This is a genomic window from Streptomyces sp. DI166 (assembly GCF_900091315.1).
Taxonomy (GTDB): Bacteria; Actinomycetota; Actinomycetes; order Streptomycetales; family Streptomycetaceae; genus Streptomyces; species Streptomyces fuscus.
This window is the reverse complement of the sequence record NZ_FLSP01000092.1, coordinates 1-19,324: the sequence shown is the minus strand read 5'-3', so window position 1 is coordinate 19,324 and position 19,324 is coordinate 1. Positions and strand designations below refer to the sequence as shown.

Annotated in this window: 19 protein-coding genes; 8 read left to right on the top strand and 11 right to left on the bottom strand. The window is 71.6% G+C overall.

Annotated elements, in window-relative coordinates; all coding sequences use genetic code 11:
- Positions 1-43: 43 nt before the first annotated feature.
- The 9 genes from GA0115233_RS32445 to GA0115233_RS32405 form a co-directional block, all read right to left on the bottom strand.
- A complete protein-coding gene (locus GA0115233_RS32445) occupies positions 44-1,564 on the bottom strand; it encodes a glycoside hydrolase family 43 protein (RefSeq protein WP_093723909.1) in 1,521 nt (506 codons plus the stop codon).
- Positions 1,561-2,406, bottom strand: coding sequence for a DUF6807 domain-containing protein (locus GA0115233_RS32440; RefSeq protein WP_093723908.1), 846 nt, complete (start codon positions 2,404-2,406; stop codon positions 1,561-1,563). Before GA0115233_RS32440 ends, GA0115233_RS32445 begins: the two co-directional genes overlap by 4 nt.
- Entirely contained in the window at positions 2,406-3,581 is a 1,176-nt protein-coding gene (locus tag GA0115233_RS32435; protein WP_093723907.1) for a Gfo/Idh/MocA family protein, read from the bottom strand. Before GA0115233_RS32435 ends, GA0115233_RS32440 begins: the two co-directional genes overlap by 1 nt.
- On the bottom strand, positions 3,578-4,444 hold the full coding sequence (locus GA0115233_RS32430) for a carbohydrate ABC transporter permease (protein WP_250747047.1): 867 nt from the start codon (positions 4,442-4,444) through the stop codon (positions 3,578-3,580). The genes GA0115233_RS32435 and GA0115233_RS32430 overlap by 4 nt, the downstream gene beginning before the upstream one ends.
- A gap of 23 nt (positions 4,445-4,467) precedes the next feature.
- Positions 4,468-5,403, bottom strand: coding sequence for a carbohydrate ABC transporter permease (locus GA0115233_RS32425; RefSeq protein WP_093723905.1), 936 nt, complete (start codon positions 5,401-5,403; stop codon positions 4,468-4,470).
- An 82-nt stretch (positions 5,404-5,485) separates the two neighbouring features.
- The gene (gene araD / locus GA0115233_RS32420; RefSeq protein WP_093723904.1) at positions 5,486-7,219 is read right to left on the bottom strand and encodes an L-arabinonate dehydratase; all 1,734 of its coding nucleotides are present in this window, start codon (positions 7,217-7,219) and stop codon (positions 5,486-5,488) included.
- The gene (locus GA0115233_RS32415; RefSeq protein WP_093723903.1) at positions 7,216-8,127 is read right to left on the bottom strand and encodes a dihydrodipicolinate synthase family protein; all 912 of its coding nucleotides are present in this window, start codon (positions 8,125-8,127) and stop codon (positions 7,216-7,218) included. The genes araD and GA0115233_RS32415 overlap by 4 nt, the downstream gene beginning before the upstream one ends.
- On the bottom strand, positions 8,124-8,780 hold the full coding sequence (locus tag GA0115233_RS32410; RefSeq protein WP_093723902.1) for a GntR family transcriptional regulator: 657 nt from the start codon (positions 8,778-8,780) through the stop codon (positions 8,124-8,126). Before GA0115233_RS32410 ends, GA0115233_RS32415 begins: the two co-directional genes overlap by 4 nt.
- A gap of 182 nt (positions 8,781-8,962) precedes the next feature.
- Positions 8,963-9,550, bottom strand: a complete 588-nt coding sequence (locus GA0115233_RS32405) for a TIGR03086 family metal-binding protein (protein ID WP_093723901.1) — start codon at positions 9,548-9,550, stop codon at positions 8,963-8,965.
- 150 nt (positions 9,551-9,700) lie between these two features.
- Here GA0115233_RS32405 and GA0115233_RS32400 point away from each other — a divergent pair, with 150 nt between their 5' ends.
- The gene (locus GA0115233_RS32400; RefSeq protein WP_093723900.1) at positions 9,701-10,933 is read left to right on the top strand and encodes an MFS transporter; all 1,233 of its coding nucleotides are present in this window, start codon (positions 9,701-9,703) and stop codon (positions 10,931-10,933) included.
- Here the strand turns inward: GA0115233_RS32400 and GA0115233_RS32395 are convergent.
- Positions 10,870-12,027: a hypothetical protein gene (locus GA0115233_RS32395; RefSeq protein ID WP_093723899.1), complete on the bottom strand. Its 1,158-nt coding sequence runs from the start codon at positions 12,025-12,027 to the stop codon at positions 10,870-10,872. The genes GA0115233_RS32400 and GA0115233_RS32395 overlap by 64 nt on opposite strands.
- On the bottom strand, positions 12,024-12,968 hold the full coding sequence (locus GA0115233_RS32390) for a 5-dehydro-4-deoxyglucarate dehydratase (protein WP_093723898.1): 945 nt from the start codon (positions 12,966-12,968) through the stop codon (positions 12,024-12,026). Before GA0115233_RS32390 ends, GA0115233_RS32395 begins: the two co-directional genes overlap by 4 nt.
- A 220-nt stretch (positions 12,969-13,188) precedes the next feature.
- Here GA0115233_RS32390 and GA0115233_RS32385 point away from each other — a divergent pair, with 220 nt between their 5' ends.
- From GA0115233_RS32385 to GA0115233_RS32355, 7 genes are all read left to right on the top strand, one after another.
- The gene (locus GA0115233_RS32385) at positions 13,189-13,998 is read left to right on the top strand and encodes an NAD-dependent epimerase/dehydratase family protein (protein ID WP_093723897.1); all 810 of its coding nucleotides are present in this window, start codon (positions 13,189-13,191) and stop codon (positions 13,996-13,998) included.
- Positions 13,999-14,336: 338 nt separating this feature from the next.
- Positions 14,337-15,104 carry a DeoR/GlpR family DNA-binding transcription regulator gene (locus tag GA0115233_RS32380; RefSeq protein WP_176712022.1) on the top strand — a complete coding sequence of 256 codons (768 nt, stop codon included), beginning with the start codon at positions 14,337-14,339 and terminating at the stop codon, positions 15,102-15,104.
- A 76-nt stretch (positions 15,105-15,180) separates the two neighbouring features.
- On the top strand, positions 15,181-16,539 hold the full coding sequence (locus GA0115233_RS32375; RefSeq protein ID WP_093723895.1) for an ABC transporter substrate-binding protein: 1,359 nt from the start codon (positions 15,181-15,183) through the stop codon (positions 16,537-16,539).
- A complete protein-coding gene (locus tag GA0115233_RS32370; RefSeq protein ID WP_093723894.1) occupies positions 16,536-17,477 on the top strand; it encodes a carbohydrate ABC transporter permease in 942 nt (313 codons plus the stop codon). Before GA0115233_RS32375 ends, GA0115233_RS32370 begins: the two co-directional genes overlap by 4 nt.
- The gene (locus GA0115233_RS32365) at positions 17,474-18,298 is read left to right on the top strand and encodes a carbohydrate ABC transporter permease (protein WP_093723893.1); all 825 of its coding nucleotides are present in this window, start codon (positions 17,474-17,476) and stop codon (positions 18,296-18,298) included. Before GA0115233_RS32370 ends, GA0115233_RS32365 begins: the two co-directional genes overlap by 4 nt.
- Positions 18,299-18,542: 244 nt before the next feature.
- Positions 18,543-18,764, top strand: coding sequence for a hypothetical protein (locus tag GA0115233_RS32360; protein WP_093723892.1), 222 nt, complete (start codon positions 18,543-18,545; stop codon positions 18,762-18,764).
- A gap of 65 nt (positions 18,765-18,829) precedes the next feature.
- A partial coding sequence (locus GA0115233_RS32355; protein ID WP_141689599.1) for a TerD family protein occupies positions 18,830-19,324 on the top strand: 495 nt, incomplete at its 3' end.

Genomic DNA, 19,324 nt, shown 5'->3' with positions numbered 1-19,324 from the left:
CCACGGAGATGCGTCGTTGCGGCTCCCGACGGGCGTACGGGTGCTAGGAGTTGGTGACCGTGAAGTGCGTGAAGGTTGCCGCGCCGGCGTGTCCCTGACCGGCGGGCGCGAGCGCGAACAGGCCGAGCAGGGCTCCCACCCAGCGCCAGGGGGTGGCGGCGAAGACGGGGCCGGAGGGCGTCCAGCCGTCGCCGGTGTCGTAGTGGAACCGGCAGCGGGCGCCGGCCGCGATGTCGATCCGGAGCCGGGCGGCTCCGTCGGGGGCGGGTACGGGGTGGGCGGCGTCGCGTTCGCGCTCGGCGACGGTCTCCGCGAAGCGGTGGACCAGGTGGACCGAGCCGTCGCTCTCGCGCTGGAGCCCGATCCAGCCGTACGCGTCACCGAGCACCGTGAGTCCGGCCCGGGCTCCCGGCTGTTCGCTGTGCAGGCGCAGTCCGACCTCGACCGCGGCCGGGGTGCCGGGCAGCCGCTGGGTGAGGATGTGGGGCAGTGTCCGCAGGTCGTGCGGGTCGTCGGTGCGGACGCAGGTGAGCCGCAGTCCGTCCGCCGAGTGCTGGGTGGACCAGCCGTCGCGCGGGTTGGCCGTCCACTGCCACTGCCTGCCGTACCGTCCGCCGGGGAAGTCGTCGTCGGTGGCGGGCGCCGCGGGCGGCTGCGGCGGCAGCGCGGGCCTGCGGTGTACGGCCACGGGGGCGCCGTCGGCACCGACGACCGGCCAGCCGTCGGCTGCCCAGCGCATCGGCTGGAGGTGCACGACCCTGCCGTAGGCGCCGCGCTGCTGGAAGTGGACGAACCAGTCCTCACCGGCCCCGGTGCGCACCCAGCCGCCCTGGTGGGGGCCGTTGACGTCGGTGTCCCGCTGTTCGAGCACGATCCGTTCCTCGTACGGGCCGAAGAAGCCGCGCGAGCGGAAGGCGCCCTGCCAGCCGGTCTCCACTCCCCCGGCCGGGGCGAGGATCCAGAACCAGCCGTCGTGCCGGTAGAGCTTGGGGCCCTCCAGGGTGAACCAGCCGGGGATGCGGTCGCCGTCGACGATCACCTTGCCCGCGTCGAGGAGTTCGGTGCCGTCGGGGTGCATCCGGTGCCCGGTGAGCCGGTTCTTGGTCCCGGAGCGGGATTTGGCCCAGGCGTGCACCAGGTACGCCTCGCCGGTCTCCTCGTCCCACAGGGGGCAGGGGTCGATCAGTCCCTTGCCCGCCTTGACCAGGTGCGGCCGGGTCCAGGGCCCCCGGATCTCGGGCGCGTTGACCTGGTAGATGCCCTGGTCGGGGTCGCCCCAGAAGATCCAGAACCGGTCGGCGTGGTGGCGCAGGGAGGGGGCCCAGACGCCGCAGTCGTGCCGGGGGACGCGGAACTCGGCCTCGGGTTCGAGGCGTTGCAGGGCATGGCCGACCAGGGTCCAGTTGACCAGGTCGCGGGAGTGCAGCAACGGCAGGCCCGGGACGCGGCCGAAGCTGGAGGCGGTGAGGTAGAAGTCGTCCCCGACGCGGATCACGTCCGGGTCGGACCAGTCGGCGTTGAGGACCGGGTTGGTGTAAGTGTCCGGGCCGGCCTTGGTGTTCACGCGCTCACCGCCTTGCGGACCAGGGCCCCGGCCGCCGCGTGGTCGAGGCGGCCGTCGGCGACGACGGTGACGATCCGCCGGACCACGGTGTCGCCCGGCGGCACCGCGAGCCGCTGGTCGTGGGCGAGCGAGGAGCCGACACCCGGGTACTCCCCGGCACGTACGAACCACGGGTCCTCACGGGTGCGTTCGGTGGCGCCCGCGAAGACCAGCGTCCAGGTGGAGCCGACCAGGGCGACCCAGTCGGCGCGGCGGCCGTGCACCCGCTCCTCCCCCTCCGCGTTCGGGACGAGCACATCGGGGGACGTGCCCTCCTTGCGGGCCCGCCAGAAGAACCCGCCGTACCCGGCGCCGGGGCGGCCGTTGGTGGCGGGGCTGCCGATGGACAGCGCCCCCGCGGTGACGTTGGTGAGGGAGAAGGTGAAGTCCAGCGCCCAGGCGGCGTCGGTGAGTTCGGTCGCGGCGACGGTACGGCGCTCGCGCAGCAGTTCCGTTCCGGCGGCCGTCCAGCGCAGTTCCTCCACGAACCCGTCGGGGTCGCGGAGTTGGAAGCCCAGGTGGCGCTGGGCTCCGTGGTTGTCCAGTTCGGTGGGACCCCGGTCGCGGACGAAGGTGCGGCCGCCCCAGAAGTTGTGCCCCTCGACGTCGGGAACGGCGACACCGACGCCGAGGTGGTGTGCGTGGTCGGCGGGCCGCAGCTCGGTGACCGGAGTGCCGGCCAGGGTGGTGACCGGGTGCAGATAGGGGCGCGGGGAGAGCCGGGCGGGCAGTTCGGGCCGGGTGACGTAGCGGGCGACCGGGCGGGCCGCGACCCGCAGTACCGGGGTGTCGCTGGTCGTCATCAAGTGCTCACCTCTTTGCGCAGACCGTGGGGCAGCGCCCAGGGGGCGCCCAGCTCGGAGTAGAGGGCGAGGGTGTCGGCCGCGGCGGCGACCAGGCCGTCCACGCCGGGTACGACCCGGCGCTGCTCGTCGGCGAGCAGGTGCCAGGAGCCGGCGGGCAGCGGGGCGGGGTCGGGGGCCCGCCGGATCGCCTCGACGACCTGCATGAAGGCGCCGGTCCGCTCGGGCACGACCAGCAGGTCGGTGCCGTCGGTGAGGTGCCGGACCAGGTTCTCCAGCAGGTCGGTGCGGCCGTACTCGAACTCCTGCGGGCCGTGTCCGGCGCGCTGGAGCAGGACCCGGTCCTGCTTGTACCAGAAGGTGATGCGGCCGCTGCTGCCGTGCACCACGACGTACGGCTCGTCGGGGTGTTCGGCGCACAGGGTGGCGGCGACGGTGACCGGGTGGCCGTGGCCGGTGGAGATCCGGACGCAGGAGGTGTCGTCGGACTCGATGTCGTTGGCGCGCAGCAGCTCGGTCTCCACGCCGGTGACGTCGTCGGCGCGGTCGGTGCCGCCGAGCGCGAGGGCGGTGGCGACGGCGTGCGCGAGCGGGTTGGTGAGCGCCCCGTCGATCACGTCGACGCCGTGCAGGCGCCGCTTCCCGGCCCAGGGGGCGCGCCGGTAGTACGACTCGGGGCGGGCCCAGGCCCCGGCGCCGCCGATGCCGACGAGAGCGCCGACGGTGCCGTCGGCGATCATCCGGCGGATCGCGGGCACCGCCTGCGAACCGAGCGACTGGAAGCCGATCTGGCAGGCGACGCCCGCCGCGGCGACCCCGTCGGCCATGCGCCGGAACTCCGCGTAGGAGGGGGCGGGCGGCTTCTCCAGCAGCAGGTGCACGCCCCGGTCGGCGGCCTTCAGCGCCAGGTCGGTGTGGGTCGGGATCGGCGTGCAGATCACCGCGATCCGGGCGCCGGTGGCGTCCAGCAGCGCCCCGAAGTCGGGGGACTGCTCAGGGGTGCCGAGCCCGTCGGGGATCTCCTGCGGGGTGAGCGGCGTGAGTTCGCAGATGCCGGCCAGCCGGACGATCCCGCGGCGCTGGAGGCGGCGGATGTTCTCCAGGTGCCAGCGGCCGTGCCCGCGCGCACCGGCCAGCACCACCGGGGTGGCCGTGTCCGTCCGTGGAGTGGTCATCCCTTCACCGCCCCCGCGCTGAACCCGGTGATCAGCCACTTCTGGATGAAGGCGAAGACGATGACCACGGGGACGGCGGCGATGATGCCGCCCGCCGCGAGGGCGCCGAGGTCGACGCTGTCCGCGCTCATCAGGGTGTTGAGGCCGACCGGGACGGTCTGCTTCTCCTGGTTGTTGAGGAACATCAGGGCGAACAGGAAGTGGTTCCAGGAGTGCACGAAGGCGAAGGAGCCGACGGCGATCAGACCGGGCCGCAGCAGCGGCAGCACGACCACCCGGAAGGCCCGCAGCCGTCCGCAGCCGTCCACCCAGGCGGCCTCCTCCAGGGAGTACGGCACGTTCTTGATGAAGTTGCTGATCAGGATCATCGACAGCGGGAGCTGGAAGACGGTCTCGGCGAGGACGACGCTGCCGAGTGAGTTGATCATCTGCAGTTCGGCGAAGATCTCGAACAGCGGTACCAGCAGCAGCGCGCCGGGCACGAACTGCGAGCACAGCAGGGCCAGCATGAAGGCCCGCTTGACCTTGAAGTCGAACCGGGCGAGCGCGTAACCCCCGGCCAGGGCGACAACCGTCGTCATCACCAGGGTGGCGAGGCCGACCAGGACGCTGTTCTGGAAGTAGGTGCCGAAGCTGCGCTCATTCCACACCTTGTCGAAGTGGTCGAAGGTCATCGGCCAGGGCACCAGGGAGGTGGAACCGGCCGGGCGGAGCGCGAAGAGCAGGATCCAGTAGAAGGGGATCAGGGTGAACAGCAGGTAGATGCCGAGCGGGAGGTAGATCTGCCAGCGCGGGACCTCGTCCCAGGCGCGGTGGCCCTTGGTGGGCCGGGGCGGTGGCGGGGACGTGCGCACGGTGGGCACGGCGGGGGCGGCTTCCTTGATGCTCACTTGCTCTCGCCTCCGAACTTGCTCAGCCGCAGATAGACCATCGAGCAGAAGAGCAGGATCACGAACGCGACGGTGGTCAGGGCCGACGCGTAGCCGAAGTTGTGGGCGTCGACGCTGGTGTTGGCGATGTAGAGCGGGAGGGTCGTCGTCTCGCCCGCGGGTCCGCCGCCGGTGAGGGTGTAGAGCAGGTCGACGTTGTTGAACTCCCACACCGCGCGCAGCAGCGTGGACAGGATGATGGCGTCCTTCAGGTGCGGCAGCGTGATGTGCCAGAACTGCTTGAACCGGCTGGCCCCGTCGACCTCGGCGGCCTCGTAGAGGTCCTTGGAGACGGACTGGAGGTCGGCGAGGATGAGGATCGCGAAGAAGGGCACCCCGCGCCACAGGTCGGCGACGATCGCCGCCGGGAAGACGGTGGAGGTGTCCGACAGCCAGCTGGTGCCGTAGGAGCCGATGCCCATGTCCGCGAGGTAACGGGTGATTCCGGTCTGGGAGTTGTAGAGCAGCACCCAGATCGCGGAGGTCAGCACCCCGGAGACGGCCCACGGCGAGAACACCAGCGCCCGTCCCAGACCCCGCCCGACGAAGGTCTGGTTGACGATGAGGGCCAGCGCGAGTCCGAACAGCAGCTGGAGTCCGACCTCGACGACCACCCACTTGGCGCTGAAGACCAGGGTGTCCCAGAACAGCGGGTCGTCGGTGAAGGCGTGGACGAAGTTGTCGAAGCCCGCGAAGCCGTTGCGCCACGGTTTGGTGGGGTTGTAGTTCTGCAGGCTGTAGTAGAAGACGCTGATCACCGGGTAGGCGATGAAGCCCAGCATGAGCAGGGCGGCCGGGGCGATCAGCAGGTACGGCAGCCTGCGCGGGGTGGCGGAGGCACGGCGCCGCCTCGGTGGCGCGGGCGGTTTCGCCACGGCTGCGGCTTGGGCCATGACTGTTTCTCCGTTCTCGGTGAAGCGCTTTCCGATCACTGTTCGGGGTCTCGACCAAGAGGGGCGGCGGTCGAGGGGTGGTTCAGCCGGCGTACGGGTCCCGCACCTCGCCCGGGCGGGCCAGGAACTCGAAGTCGCAGCCGGTGTCGGCCTGGCCGACCTGGTCGTTGTAGAGCGCGCCGTATCCCCGTTCGTAGCGGGTGGGCGGGGGTGTCCACGCGGCCCGGCGCCGCTCCAACTCCTCGTCGTCCACGTTCAGTTGGAGGGTGCGCGCCTCGACGTCCAGGGTGATCAGATCCCCGGTGCGGACCAGCGCGAGGGGTCCGCCGACGTACGACTCCGGCGCGACGTGCAGCGCGCAGGCGCCGTAACTGGTGCCGCTCATGCGGGCGTCGGAGATCCGGACCATGTCCCGTACCCCCTGTTTGAGGAGGTGGTCGGGGATGGGGAGCATTCCGTACTCGGGCATGCCGGGGCCGCCCTTGGGGCCGGAGTTGCGCAGCACCAGCACGCTGTCGGCGGTGATGCCCAGGTCCGGGTCGTTGATGGTGCGCTGCATGGCCTTGTAGTCGTCGAAGACGACGGCGGGGCCGGTGTGCTTGAGCAGGTGCGGTTCGGCGGAGATGTGCTTGATGACGGCGCCGTCGGGGCAGAGGTTGCCGCGCAGTACGGCGACCCCTCCCTCGGCCGCGACGGGGTTGTCCCGGGGCCGGATGACGTCGTCGTTGTGCACTTGGGCGCCGGCGATGCGCTCGCCGAGGGTGCCGCTCACGGTGGGGCGGTCCAGGTGCAGCAGGTCGGGGATGCGGGAGAGGAAGGCGGGCAGTCCCCCGGCGAAGTGGAAGTCCTCCATCAGGTACGTCTCGCCGCCCGGCCGGACGTTGGCCAGCACCGGCACGGTCCGCGCGATGCGGTCGAAGTCGTCGAGGGTGAGGTCGACCTGGCAGCGGCGGGCGAGGGCGATCAGGTGGATGACGGCGTTGGTGGAGCCGCCGAGGCCGAGCACGGTGGTGACGGCGTCCTCGAAGGCCTCCCTGGTGAGGATCCGCGAGGGGGCGAGCCCGGTCCAGGCCAGCTCCACGGCGCGGCGCCCGGAGGCGGCGGCCATCCGCTCGTGCCCGGAGTCGACGGCGGGGATCGAGGAGGCGCCGGACAGGGTCATGCCGAGCGCCTCGGCCGCCGCGGTCATCGTGGAGGCGGTGCCCATGGTCATGCAGTGGCCCGGGGAACGGGCCAGGCCGCCCTGGAGTTCGCGCAGTTCGCAGTCGGTGAGGTTGCCCGCGCGGTGCTCGTCCCAGTACTTCCACATGTCGGTACCGGACCCGAGGGTCTCCCCGCGCCAGTGCCCCGGCAGCATGGGTCCCGCGGGCACGAAGATCGACGGGATGTCGGCGGAGGCCGCGCCCATCAGCAGGGCCGGGGTCGACTTGTCGCAGCCGCCGAGCAGGACCGCCGCGTCCACGGGGTAGGAGCGCAGCAGCTCCTCCGTCTCCAGGGCGAGGAGGTTGCGGTAGAGCATGGGGGTCGGCTTCTGGTAGGTCTCCGAGAGGGTGGAGACCGGGAACTCCAGCGGGAAGCCGCCCGCCTGCCACACACCCCGCTTGACCGCCTGGGCCCGCTCGCGCAGATGCACGTGGCAGGGGTTGATGTCGGACCAGGTGTTCAGGACGGCGATCACCGGGCGGCCCCGGTACTCCTCGTCCTCGTAACCGAGCTGCCGCATCCGGGCGTTGTGCGACCAGGTGCGCAACTGGCCCTCGGTGCCGTACCACTGGTGGCTGCGCAGCTCCTCCGGCGATCTGCGGCGGCCGGTCATACCGACCACCCCGCGGCTATCGCGGCGACCTCGGCGCGCTCGCTCTCGGGCAGCGGGCGGCTCGGCGGGCGGACCTCGCGGCGACACAGGCCGAGGGAGGCGAGGGCTTCCTTCACGACGGTGACGTTGTTGGCGGAGCCGTTGGCGGCGCGCAGTTCCTCGAAGCGGCGGATCTGCTCCCAGACCTTCATGGCGGCCGGGTAGTCACCGGAGCGAAGCGCCTCGATCATGTTCAGCGAAACGGCCGGGGCGACGTTCACCAGCCCCGAGGTGAAGCCGGTGGCGCCCGCGGAGAAGTAGGAGGGGGCGTACGGCTCGGCGAGCCCGGCGACCCACACGAAGCGGTCCAGGCCCGCGTCCCGCGCGAAGGAGGCGAACCGGGCGGCGTCCGGGACGGCGTACTTCACACCGATCACGTTCGGGCAGTGGTCGGCGAGTTCGGCCAGCCGCCGCCCCTCCAGCCGCTCGTTGCGGATGTAGGGCACCACGCCCAGCTCGGGGACGGCCTCGGCGATGGCGCGGTGGTAGTCGACCCAGCCGCTCTGCGAGACGTAGGGGTGGACGGGCTGGTGCACCATCACCATCGCAGCGCCCCGCTCGCGGGCGTGCCGGGCGGAGGCGACGGCGGTGGGCACGTCGTGGCCGACGCCGACGATGACCACGGCGCGGTCGCCGGCCTCGTCGAGGGTGATCTCGGTGACGAGCCGGCGCTCCTGCGGGGTGAGGGCGTAGAACTCGCCGGTGTTGCCGTTGGGGGTGAGGGTGCGGATGCCTCCGTCGAGCAGCCGACGCAGCAGGGCCCGGTGGGCGTCCTGGTCGATGCTGCCGTCCTCGGCGAAGGGGGTCACCGGGATCGACACCACGTCGGCCAGGGCCGCCCGCTGGGTCTCGAACGTCTCGCTGCTCATTCCTGGCCTTCCTGGTCCGAGGCGTCGGGGAACGCCCGCTCGACGAACGACGCGATGTGGGCGTGCAGGGCGCGGGCTGCGCCGTCCGCGTCGCCCTCCAGGGCGAGCCGCAGGATCTCCCGGTGCTCACCGGCCTCCCGCTCCCAGGAGGGGGAGGAGGCCCAGGCGACGGCGGAGACCAGGGCGGCCTGGTCGCGGACCTCGTCGAGCATCCGGCCGAGCAGCGGGTTGCCGCAGGGCAGGTACAGGGCGCGGTGGAACTCCCGGTTGGCCAGGGAGCGTTCGGCGGTGTCGGTGGCCTCGTCGGCCCGGGTCAGCGCGTCCTTGGCGGCGTCCAGCGAGGCGCCCCGGCGCACCGCCCGGCGCAGCGCCTCGGGTTCGAGGAGGAGCCGCACGTCGTAGACCTCGCGCGCCATGTCCGCGTCCACCATGCGCACCGTGACGCCCTTGTACTGGCTCATCACCACCAGCCCGGTCCCGGCGAGCGTCTTGAGCGCCTCGCGCACCGGGGTCTTGGACACCCCGAACTGCGCGGCCAGCTCGGTCTCGACGAGGGCCTGGCCGGGCGTCAACTGCCCGGTGAGGATACGACGTTTGATCTCCTCCAGCACGTACTGCGTGCGGGAGGGGATCGGCGTGGGCACAGAGGTCATGCGCGCCTCTCGGATCTCACATATCGCGTCTCATATATGACGTACGAAGTACGACGCGATGAAGGTAGGAGCACGCATGTGTTTCGTCAATGCTTCTGACAAAGGAAGTTGGGGGCACGCTCGGAGGCCGGGGACCCCGATCCGGCGTCCCCGGGCGGTCGTTGGGCCACTGACCTCCGCGTTCAGGACCGGCTCCACCCCGGGTCCCGCCCGCTCAGGCCCACCGCGTGGTCCAGTACGGAGGCGGTGTCCGGGACCGGGACGACCGGCCCGAAGATCTCGTCCCGGCTCGGGTCGTGCTCGGAGGCGAGCTGGAAGGCGTGGCAGGCGTTCAGGGCGGCCGGGTCCGGGGTGTACGCCTGGCCCGTGGCGCGGGCCAGGTCCCAGCCGTGGATGACGAGTTCGTCGACGGCCACGGCACCCGCGACCTCGCCGGGCAGGTCGAAGCCTCCCGCCCGGGTCATCCCGGTCCACGCCTCAGGATCCCGCCAGACCTCGGCGAGTTCGTCGAGGACCTTCGGGAACTCCTCGCGCCAGCCGGGCCCGACGTCGGGAAGGGTGCCGAAGGGGTTGGTGTCGGTCGTCGCGCCCAGGCTCTTGCGGCCGGCGTCGCGGAAGGCGACGGTCAGGCCCAGCAGGTGCCCCAGCAGATTGCGGACCCGCAGCTCAGGGCAGGGGGTCGGGTCCGTCAGCTGCGCGTCGGTCACGCCCTCGGCGAGGCGGGCCAGGACCCGGGTCTGGGGTCCGAGATCGATGATCGATTCCGTCATGGTGGCTCGCTCCTCGGCGTTCCCTGAGTTCGGTGGTGAAAGGTTGACCCTCCGGCCCCCGGGAACTCATCGCCGCGCGCCCCCGCACCTGGTCGTCTAAGGCACCTGCCCGATCCGCACCCCCGGTCCTTAGGCCCACGCTGACCAGGCATGACGACGAAATGGACGTTGCTCCGGGTGGCCCGCGACCGCACCGCCGCGCTCTGTCTGACCGGAGTCGTGGTCTCCGGCTTCGGCACCTCGGCGCTCTGGCTGGTGTCCGGGGTGTGGGTGAAGGACCTCACGGGCTCCGACGGTCTCGCCGCACTGTGTCTGGTGGCGATGTGGGCACCCACTCTGGCCGGCCCCCTGCTCGGCACCCTCGCCGACCGCACCCGCCGGGTGCCCCTGCTGATCGCCACGAACGCCCTGCTGGCGGCCCTCCTGCCGGCCCTGCTCACGGTGGACTCCCCGGCCACCGTCTGGCTCCTGTTCACGGTCCTGTTCGTCTACGGCGCCACTGGCGCCGTCCAGGACGCCGCCGAGTCCGCCCTGGTCGGATCAGTCCTCCCCGCAGACCTGCTCGGCGACTTCAACGGACTGCGCATGACGGCGAACGAGGGCGTGAAGATCCTCGCCCCTCCCGCCGGTGCCGCCCTCTACACGCTGTACGGCGGCCCGGGCGTGGCCCTCCTGGACGCGCTGACGTTCCTGCTGGCGGCCGGTGTGTACGCCCGGCTCCGGCTCCGCGAGCCCCGGCCGCAGCGGCCCACCGCCGGCCGGCGGACCAGGACCGCCGAGGGCGCCTGCCACCTGTGGGCGCGCCCGGTACCCCGGCTGCTGACCCTGACGGGCGGCGTCACCATGCTCTGCGCGGGGGTCAACGGCGCGCTGGTCCACCCGGTCGTCGAGGCCCTCGGCCACTCCCCCGCGTACGCGGGTGTGCTCTACGCCGCCCAGGGCGCCGGGTCGGTGGCGGTGGGCCTGATCTCCGGGCCCACCCTGCGCCGTCTGGGCGCCCCTCGGTTCGCGGCGTGCGGGGTCGCCCTGTTCGGGGCCGCCGTGGCGCTCAGGGCCGTGCCCTCGGACGCGGTGGCCCTGGCGTGCGGCGCGGCGATCGGCGCGGGACTGCCCGCCGTACTGATCGCCACGCTCACCCGAATTCAGCACGAGACCCCGGGTCCGCTGCTGGGCCGGGTCACGGCCACCGCACAGACGCTGGTGTTCACCCCGAACGTGCTCGGGCTGGCGGCGGGCGCGGCCCTGGTGGAAGGGGTCGATCACCGCCTGCTGCTGGGGTGCGCGGGCCTGGTGCCCGTACTGGCCGCCGTACCCCTGCTTCAGGCCCCGGCCAACGCCTCCCGCACCGACTCCAGGTCCCCGTCCGACGCCAGCCCCGCGTGATACAGCCGCACTTCCGTGGCCCCCCGTTCCCTCGCCCGCGCGATGTCCGCCGCCAGCGTCCCCGGGCTTCCGCCCATCCCGGAGACCACGGTGAAGTTGGCGGCGAGGACACCGCGCGCCTGTTCCGCGAACGGCGCCAGCAGCCCCGCCCCGCCCGTGCACGGCACGACCACACCGTCGGCCACGGTCAGGATGTGCGCGGGGTCCACCCCGGCGTTGGCGCCGCAGTGGTACGGCACCGGGTCGGCGTGCAGCAGGATCCGGAAGCCGGGCGGCGCGGCGGCGCGTACCGCCGCGACGACGGACTCCTGGAGCGTGCGGGCCGTTTCGTCGCGCCACGCGCGCGTGGCCGCCGCGGTCGACTCGCCGAGCGGCTTCTCCACGTCCGCCCAGCCCTCGTCGGCGCCCCCACCCCGCCACAGCGGCTCCAGCGCGGCCCGGACGAGGGCCGCCAGTTCGTCGGGGTCGAGGCCCTGGGTGCCGTAGCCCGCGCGGCAGGCCGGGCAGAAGCAGAGGGACATCAGGTACTGCCCGGCCTCGCCGAGCCCGACCCCGCCGGTCTTGTCGTGGGCGTGCAGATGGGCCAGGCCGTACCAGCCGAGGGACTCCAGTTCCGTGCCCCGCGCGCCCGGCCGTACCGCCGCCTCGACCGCCAGGTCGGTCAGGTACGCGCGCGTGGCGGGCTGGGCGATGCACGGCGCCCAGGGGTAGCGGTCGCCGTAGGCGTTGACGACGGAGGTGTCCGGATGCTCCGCGCCCAGACGGGAGTTGTGCGCCAGCACGACCCAGCTGTGCACGTCGAGGCCCGCCTCCGCGAGCGCCCGTGCCGCCTCGCCGAAGGCATCACCCGGGGCCCAGTCACCCGCGGGGTAGGGCCGCAGCTTGCGCCCCTCCCAGAGCGCTCCCGGGGGGTACAGCACCGCCGCGTGCTCCGCCGTGACGATGCGGTGGCGCGGGTGCCGCGGGGTCAGCGCGCGCGTCGAGTGGTAGGCGGCCGCGAGCGTCACCTGCCCCACCCCGAGCGCGGCGATCCGCCCCGCCGCCTCCGGGTCGCCGTTGACGTCCCAGGGGTAGACGAACGCCGATACCGTCACTGGCCGTCCTCCTCAAGGAGCGCGTACCCGCGCTCGATCAGTACCGCGAGCTGCTTGACATGGTCCTCGGCCGGCTCGTGCAGCGGCGGCCGGACCTCCCCGACGTCCAGACCCCGCAATCGCACCCCGGCCTTGACCAGCGCGACGGCGTATCCGGCGCCCTGGGCGCGCAGTTCGACGAACGGCCGGTAGAAGCCGTCCAACAGGCGCCGTACGGTGGCGTCGTCGCCGGTGCGCAGCGCCGTGTGGAAGGCGAGGGCGATCTCGGGGGCGAAGCAGAACACGGCCGAGGAGTACAGGGTGATGCCCAGGGCGCGGTAGGCGAGCTGGGTCTGCTCTGCGGTGGGCAGTCCGTTGAAGTACAGGAAGTCGCCGGGGACTTCGGTGCGTACGGCGCTGACGATCCGCTGCATCAGGTCCAGGTCGCCGAGTCCGTCCTTGAACCCGACGATCCCGTCCGTGCGGGCCAGTTCGACGACCGTCGGCGGGGTGAACACGGCGTTGTCGCGCTGGTAGACGATCACCGGAAGGGCGGTGGCGGCGGCGACCTCGCGGTAGTGCCGCGCCAGCCCCTCCTGCCCCGCGTGCACGAGATACGGCGGCATGGCGAGAAGCCCGTCGGCGCCGGCCTCCTGCGCGAGCCGCGCGTAGCGCACGGCGAGCGCGGTGCCGTACCCGGTGCCCGCGACGACCGGCACCCGGCCCGCCGTCTCCGCCACGGCCGCCCGTACGCACTCCTGGTACTCCTCGGGCGTCAGCGCGTGGAACTCCCCGGTGCCGCAGCAGGCGAAGACGGCGGCGGCACCGGCGTCCACGCCGCGGCGCACGTGCGCGCGGTAGACGTCGGGGGCGAGGGCGCCGTCCGGCGCGTAGGCGGTGACCGGGAAGAACAGCGGACCGCTGGGGATGCCGAGTCGAGCGGCGAGATCGGCTGGCGTCACAGGCTCTCCCTAGAACGGGTGCGGTCACGTGGACGGGGGTTGCAGAGGGTCGCAAACCCCTGATCAGAATCCTGATCGAAGTTTATGTTTATGAACAGTCGCTCCGCTACTCTTGACGACCCCAGGCGATGATCCATAGCTTGTCCACGGATGTGAATACCGTGCACGCATGAAGCCATCCCCTGGATTCACACGGCCGTCGACCCGAGGAGACCCGAGGATGCCAGCGCCCCGCACCGTTCTGCTCACCGGCGCCGCCGGCGGACTCGGCACTCTGATGCGGGAGCTGCTGCCGGAGTACGGCTACGAACTGCGCCTGCTCGACCTGCGCCCCATCGAGGGCGCACCGGACGCGATCGTCGCCGACCTCGCCGACAAGAAGGCCCTGCGCGAGGCCGTCAGAGGGGTCGACGCGATCATCCACCTCGCGGGGATCTCCCTGGAAGCCCCCTTCGAGAAGATCCTCAGGGCGAACATCGAGGGCACCTACAACCTCTACGAGGCCGCCCGCGAGGAGGGCGTCGCCCGTATCGTCTTCGCCTCCTCCAACCACGCCGTCGGCTTCACCCCGCGCCCCCAGGGCGACGACCCGCTGATCCCCATTGACACCCCGCGCCGCCCGGACACCTTCTACGGCCTGTCCAAGTCCTTCGGTGAGGACCTCGCCCAGTTCTACTGGGACAAGTACGGCCTGGAGACCGTGTCGGTGCGCATCGGCTCCTGCTTCCCGGAGCCGGTCAACGTGCGCATGCTGTCGGTCTGGATGAGCCCGGCCGACGGCGCCCGTCTGCTGCACGCGGCGCTGACCGCCGAGCACGTCGGCCACACGGTGGTGTACGGCTCCTCCGCCAACACCCGCCTGTGGTGGGACCTGACCAGCGCCCGCGCCCTCGGCTACGAACCGCGGGACGACTCCGAGCCGTACGCCGAGAAGCTGATCGCCGAACAGGGCGAGCTGGACCCCGCGAACGAGGCGCACGCCTGCCTCGGCGGCCACTTCGTGAACGACCCGCCGATCTGGCCGTACTGACCGATCAGGCGCCCCCGGGCGTGAGGCGGCGGGCAGAGATCGGGCACGCCTGCCCGCCCATTCGGGCACGGCACCCAGGCGCCCTCGGCGCTTCGTGACCCCCACCGGGGGCACCGCCCGACGGCCACCGGGATGCCGATTGACCAGCCACGACACACCCTCACACGGCCACCGCCCACCCCCGCCTGTCCCCGTACACCCACCGACAGCCGCACGCCCGAACGGGCGCCAACGGTCAGCATCAGCCCGATAACAAACCTGGTCACCGTCACTTCCCCGCTGTAGAAATTCCCTCATACGCCCGAACGGGCACCTCGACGGAGAGGCGGGTGACGGGGATGAACAGGACCGCGGAAGAACGCCAGCGGGAGATCATCCGGGTGGCCCGCGCCAGCGGCTCGGTCGACGTGAACGCGCTGGCCGTCCAGCTCGGCGTGGCCAAGGAGACCGTCCGCCGCGACCTGCGCGCACTGGAGGACCACGGCCTGGTCCGCCGTACCCACGGCGGCGCCTACCCGGTGGAGAGCGCCGGCTTCGAGACCACGCTCGCCTTCCGCGCCACCAGCCACGTCCCCGAGAAGCGCAGGATCGCGGCCGCCGCGGCCGAGCTGATCGGGGACGCCGAGACCGTCTTCGTCGACGAGGGCTTCACTCCCCAGCTCATCGCCGAGGCGCTCCCCCGGGACCGGCCGCTGACGGTGGTCACCGCGTCACTGCCGGTCGCGGGCGCGCTCGCGGAGGCGGAGAACGTCTCGGTGCTGCTGCTCGGCGGCCGGGTCCGGGCCGGCACCCTGGCCACCGTCGACCACTGGACCACCAAGATGCTGGCCGGGTTCGTCATCGACCTCGCCTTCATCGGCGCCAACGGCATCTCCCGGGAGCACGGACTGACCACGCCCGACCCCGCGGTCAGCGAGGTCAAGGCGCAGGCCGTGCGCGCCTCCCGGCGCATCGTGTTCGCGGGCGTGCACACCAAGTTCGGCGCGGTCAGCTTCTGCCGGTTCGCGGACGTGGGCGCGCTGGAGGCGATCGTGACCAGCACCCTCCTCCCGTCGGCCGAGGCACACCGCTACTCCCTGCTGGGACCGCAGATCATCCGCGTCTGACCCCCGCCCCCGACCCCACCAGGAACCATCACACCCCTCCCCGCCCGTTATCTCCCCATACGCCCAGGAGCGATCCATGCGAACCCAGAGCCGACGGAGGCCGCGCACCGCACTCCTCGCCGCGGTCGCCTTGGGAACGCTGCTCACCGGCTGCTGGGTCGGCGCCGGCGGAGCCGGATCGGGCGGCGACTCGATCAATGTCCTCATGGTCAACAACCCGCAGATGGTGGAGTTGCAGAAGCTCGCCCCCCGATTCACCGAAGAGACCGGTATCAAGGTCAACTTCACCGTCCTGCCGGAAAACGATGTCCGCGACAAGATCAGCCAGGACTTCGCCAACCAGGCCGGGCAGTACGACGTCGCCACCCTCTCCAACTACGAGATACCGATCTACGCCCGCAACGACTGGCTCAAGGAGCTGGACCCCTACGTCGCCGACGACCCGGAGTACGACCAGCAGGACATCCTCGAACCCATGCGCGCGTCCCTGACCGGGGACGACGGCAAGCTCTACGGCCAGCCCTTCTACGGCGAGTCGTCCTTCCTGATGTACCGCAAGGACGTGTTCGCGAGGCAGGGCCTGACCATGCCCGCCCGCCCCACCTGGCAGCAGGTCGCCGACCTCGCCGCCCGCCTCGACGGCGCCGAGCCGGGCATGAAGGGCATCTGCCTGCGCGGTCTGCCCGGCTGGGGCGAGGTGATGGCACCGCTCACCACGGTCGTGAACACCTTCGGCGGCACCTGGTTCGACCAGAACTGGACGGCCCGGCTGGACTCCCCCGAGTGGCGGCGGGCGACAGAGTTCTATGTCGGCCTGGTCCGTGAGCACGGGGAGGCGGGCGCCGCCCAGTCCGGCTTCGCCGAGTGCCTGAACAACATGACCCAGGGCAAGGTCGCCATGTGGTACGACGCCACCTCCGCCGCCGGCTCCCTCGAATCCGACGGCTCCCCCGTCCAGGGCAAGGTCGGCTACGCACCGGCCCCGGTCGAGAGGACGGAGTCCTCCGGCTGGCTCTACACCTGGGCCTGGGGCATCCAGGAGGCGTCCCGCAACCCCGACAAGGCGTGGAAGTTCGTCTCCTGGGCGTCCGGCAAGCAGTACGAGGAACTGGTCGGCGACGAGTTCGGCTGGTCCAACGTCCCGGCGGGCAAGCGCGCCTCCACCTACGCCAACCCCGCCTACCGCGCCGAGGCCGCCGCCTTCCAGGAGATGACGAAGGAGGCCATCGAGGGCGCCCGCCCCAACGACCCCGGCGTACAGCCGCGCCCCGCGCCCGGCATCCAGTTCGTCGGCATCCCCGAGTTCACCGATCTCGGCACCAAGGTCTCCCAGGAGATCAGCGCGGCCATCGCCGGACGGCAGTCCGTCGAGTCGGCCCTGAGGAAGTCGCAGGCGCTCGCCGAGAAGATCTCCGAGGAGTACGAGGGACGATGACCGCCACGACCACCGCACCGATCGCGCCGCCCCCCGTGCGCGTCGAGCACCGGCCACGTTCGGACCGGCTGCGCGCCTGGGCGACCCGGGCCCCGCTCCTGCCCGCCCTGATCTTCATGATCGTGGTGACCCAGCTGCCGTTCGTGGCGACGCTGGTGATCTCCTTCTTCGACTGGAACTCCCTCTACCCCGACGCCCGCCGCTTCACCGGCCTGTCCAACTACGCGGAGGTCCTCACCGACCCCGACCTGCGCCAGTCGGTGGGGACAACGATCCTGCTGACCGCAGCGGTCGTCCTGGCCAGCCTGGCCCTGGGCCTGGTCCTGGCCCTGCTGCTGGACCGCAGGTTCAAGGGCCGGGGAGTGGTCCGCACCCTGCTGATCGCCCCGTTCCTGGTGGTCCCGGTGGCGGCGGCCCTGCTCTGGAAGCACGTCCTGTACAACCCGGAGTACGGCCTGCTCAACGGTCTGCTGCACTACGTGGGCGGCCCGCAGCCGGACTGGATCTCCAACACCCCGCTGCTGGCGGTGGAAGCCGCGCTGGTCTGGCAGTGGACGCCGTTCATGATGCTGATCCTGCTGGCGGGACTGCAGAGCCGGGACCAGGAGCAGATCGAGGCGGCCCGGGTGGACGGCGCGAGCGACTGGCAGATCTTCCGCCATCTGACGCTGCCGCACCTGCGCCGCTACCTCGAACTCGGCGCGCTGCTCGGCTCGATCTACATCGTCCAGAACTTCGACGCGGTCTTCACCATCACCTCGGGCGGCCTGGGCACGGCGAACCTGCCCTACACCGTCTACCAGAGCTTCTACCAGGCCCATGAGAACGGCCTCGCCTCGGCGGCCGGCGTCCTGGTCGTCATCGGCTCGATCATCATCGCGACCTTCGCGCTGCGGGTCGTGTCGTCCCTGTTCCGCGAGGAGGTGTCCCGCGCATGAACGCCGTACGCCGGGGAGGGCTCGGTCTGGTGGCCTGGCTGGCGGGGATCGTGTTCTTCCTGCCCATCGCCTGGATGGCACTGACCTCCTTCCACTCGGAGGAGGACGCGGCGACCAACCCGCCGTCCTTCGGGGCCGCGTTCACCCTGGACGGCTACCGGGAGTTCTTCGGCATGGACGGCGGGGCGAGCCCGTGGCCGTCGCTGATCAACTCGACGGTCGCCTCGGTCTCCTCCACCCTGCTGGTCCTCGTCCTGGCCCTCCCCGCGGCCTACGCCCTGTCGATCCGCCCGGTGAAGAGGTGGACGGACGTCCTGTTCTTCTTCCTGTCGACGAAGATGCTGCCGGTGGTGGCGGGCCTGCTGCCGATCTACCTCTTCGCCAGGAACACGGGCCTGCTGGACAACATCTGGCTGCTGGTCGTCCTCTACACGTCGATGAACCTGCCGATAGCGGTGTGGATGCTGCAGTCGTTCCTGTCGGAGGTGCCGACAGCGGTGGTGGAGGCGGCGAAGGTGGACGGCGCGCGCCTGCCGACCGTACTGGCCCGGGTGGTCGCCCCGATGGCCCTCCCCGGGATCGCCGCGACCGCGCTGATCTGCTTCATCTTCAGCTGGAACGAGCTGCTGTTCGCGAGGGTGCTGACCGGGGTGGTGGCCGAGACGGCCCCCGTCTTCCTGACCGGCTTCATCACCAGCCAGGGCCTGTTCCTGGCAAAGGTATGCGCTGCCTCCCTCGTCGTCTCCCTCCCGGTGCTGGCCGCCGGGTTCGCCGCCCAGGACAAACTGATCCAGGGCCTGTCCCTGGGAGCCGTCAAGTAGCCCCTGGGATTTCCTCGCCCCCGCCACCCCTTCCCGTCCCGTCCTCCAGGGGGCTCTGCCCCCTGGACCCCCGCTCCTCAAACGCCGGAGGGGCTGGTTTAAGCCCGTCCGGCGATTGAGGACGAGGCCGTTTAGGCCGATCGGGGGTCTGGGGGCGGCAGCCCCCAGGGGACGGGAAAGGGTAGGGGCGGCGGGGGCGAAAAAGGGTTTCGGGTGGGAGGCGGACCGCGCCTACGATCCGGGCATGCCACAACCCAACGGGTTCGAATACACCGCGTCCGACGACGGAACCGTCCGCATCACCCACGCCGGCCGAACCGCCGGCACCCTCCGAGGAGCACGCGCGGAGAAGTTCCTCGCGGAGGTCACCACCGGCAACCCCCAACTCGTCATGGCCCGCTGGACCGGAAACTACAAGCACGGAAACGAACGAACCGCGAGAAACCACCCCCGCAACCGCCGATGACCCGATCGGTCCCCTGGTAAGGGAACGGTAAAGCGGCCTCGGTCGTTCAATGGGGCATGACAGCTATGACCCCCGGCTCGAACATCCCTCTCTCCGCCGCCCGCGTCACGGTGGACGTCACCGCCCCGGTGCGGCTAGACGTATCGAGCCTGCTGCTCACCGCCGACGGCAAGGTGCGCTCCGACGACGACTTCATCTTCTACAACCAGCCCACGGGCCCCGGCGTGACGTACCGCTCCGGCGGCGGCACCGCCCCCGACGCGATCACCATCGACACCGCCGCCGTCCCCGCGGGCATCGAGAAGATCGTGGTCACGGCCAGCCCGGACGCCGCCGGCCAGACCTTCCAGGGCATCGAGCCCACGGCCACCATCCGCAACGCCGACGACAACTCCGTCCTGGCCACCTTCACGCCCCCGCAGCTCGGCACCGAGACCGCGCTGGTCATCGTCGAGGTGTACCTGCGCAACGGCGCCTGGAAGGCCCGCGCCGTGGGCCAGGGCTACGCCAACGGCCTGGCCGGTATCGCCACGGACTTCGGCGTGTCGGTCGAGGAACCC

Bases quoted from the DNA above. Each gene is read 5' to 3' on its own strand.
- GA0115233_RS32415 (WP_093723903.1), bottom strand. From the start codon at position 8,127: ATGAGCAGCGAGACGTTCGAGACCCAGCGGGCGGCCCTGGCCGACGTG.
- GA0115233_RS32370 (WP_093723894.1), top strand. From the start codon at position 16,536: ATGACCGCCACGACCACCGCACCGATCGCGCCGCCCCCCGTGCGCGTC.
- GA0115233_RS32380 (WP_176712022.1), top strand. From the start codon at position 14,337: ATGAACAGGACCGCGGAAGAACGCCAGCGGGAGATCATCCGGGTGGCC.
- araD (WP_093723904.1), bottom strand. From the start codon at position 7,219: ATGACCGGCCGCCGCAGATCGCCGGAGGAGCTGCGCAGCCACCAGTGG.
- GA0115233_RS32360 (WP_093723892.1), top strand. From the start codon at position 18,543: ATGCCACAACCCAACGGGTTCGAATACACCGCGTCCGACGACGGAACC.
- GA0115233_RS32405 (WP_093723901.1), bottom strand. From the start codon at position 9,550: ATGACGGAATCGATCATCGATCTCGGACCCCAGACCCGGGTCCTGGCC.
- GA0115233_RS32440 (WP_093723908.1), bottom strand. From the start codon at position 2,406: ATGACGACCAGCGACACCCCGGTACTGCGGGTCGCGGCCCGCCCGGTC.
- GA0115233_RS32400 (WP_093723900.1), top strand. From the start codon at position 9,701: ATGACGACGAAATGGACGTTGCTCCGGGTGGCCCGCGACCGCACCGCC.
- GA0115233_RS32435 (WP_093723907.1), bottom strand. From the start codon at position 3,581: ATGACCACTCCACGGACGGACACGGCCACCCCGGTGGTGCTGGCCGGT.
- GA0115233_RS32375 (WP_093723895.1), top strand. From the start codon at position 15,181: ATGCGAACCCAGAGCCGACGGAGGCCGCGCACCGCACTCCTCGCCGCG.
- GA0115233_RS32410 (WP_093723902.1), bottom strand. From the start codon at position 8,780: ATGACCTCTGTGCCCACGCCGATCCCCTCCCGCACGCAGTACGTGCTG.
- GA0115233_RS32385 (WP_093723897.1), top strand. From the start codon at position 13,189: ATGCCAGCGCCCCGCACCGTTCTGCTCACCGGCGCCGCCGGCGGACTC.
- GA0115233_RS32365 (WP_093723893.1), top strand. From the start codon at position 17,474: ATGAACGCCGTACGCCGGGGAGGGCTCGGTCTGGTGGCCTGGCTGGCG.
- GA0115233_RS32425 (WP_093723905.1), bottom strand. From the start codon at position 5,403: ATGGCCCAAGCCGCAGCCGTGGCGAAACCGCCCGCGCCACCGAGGCGG.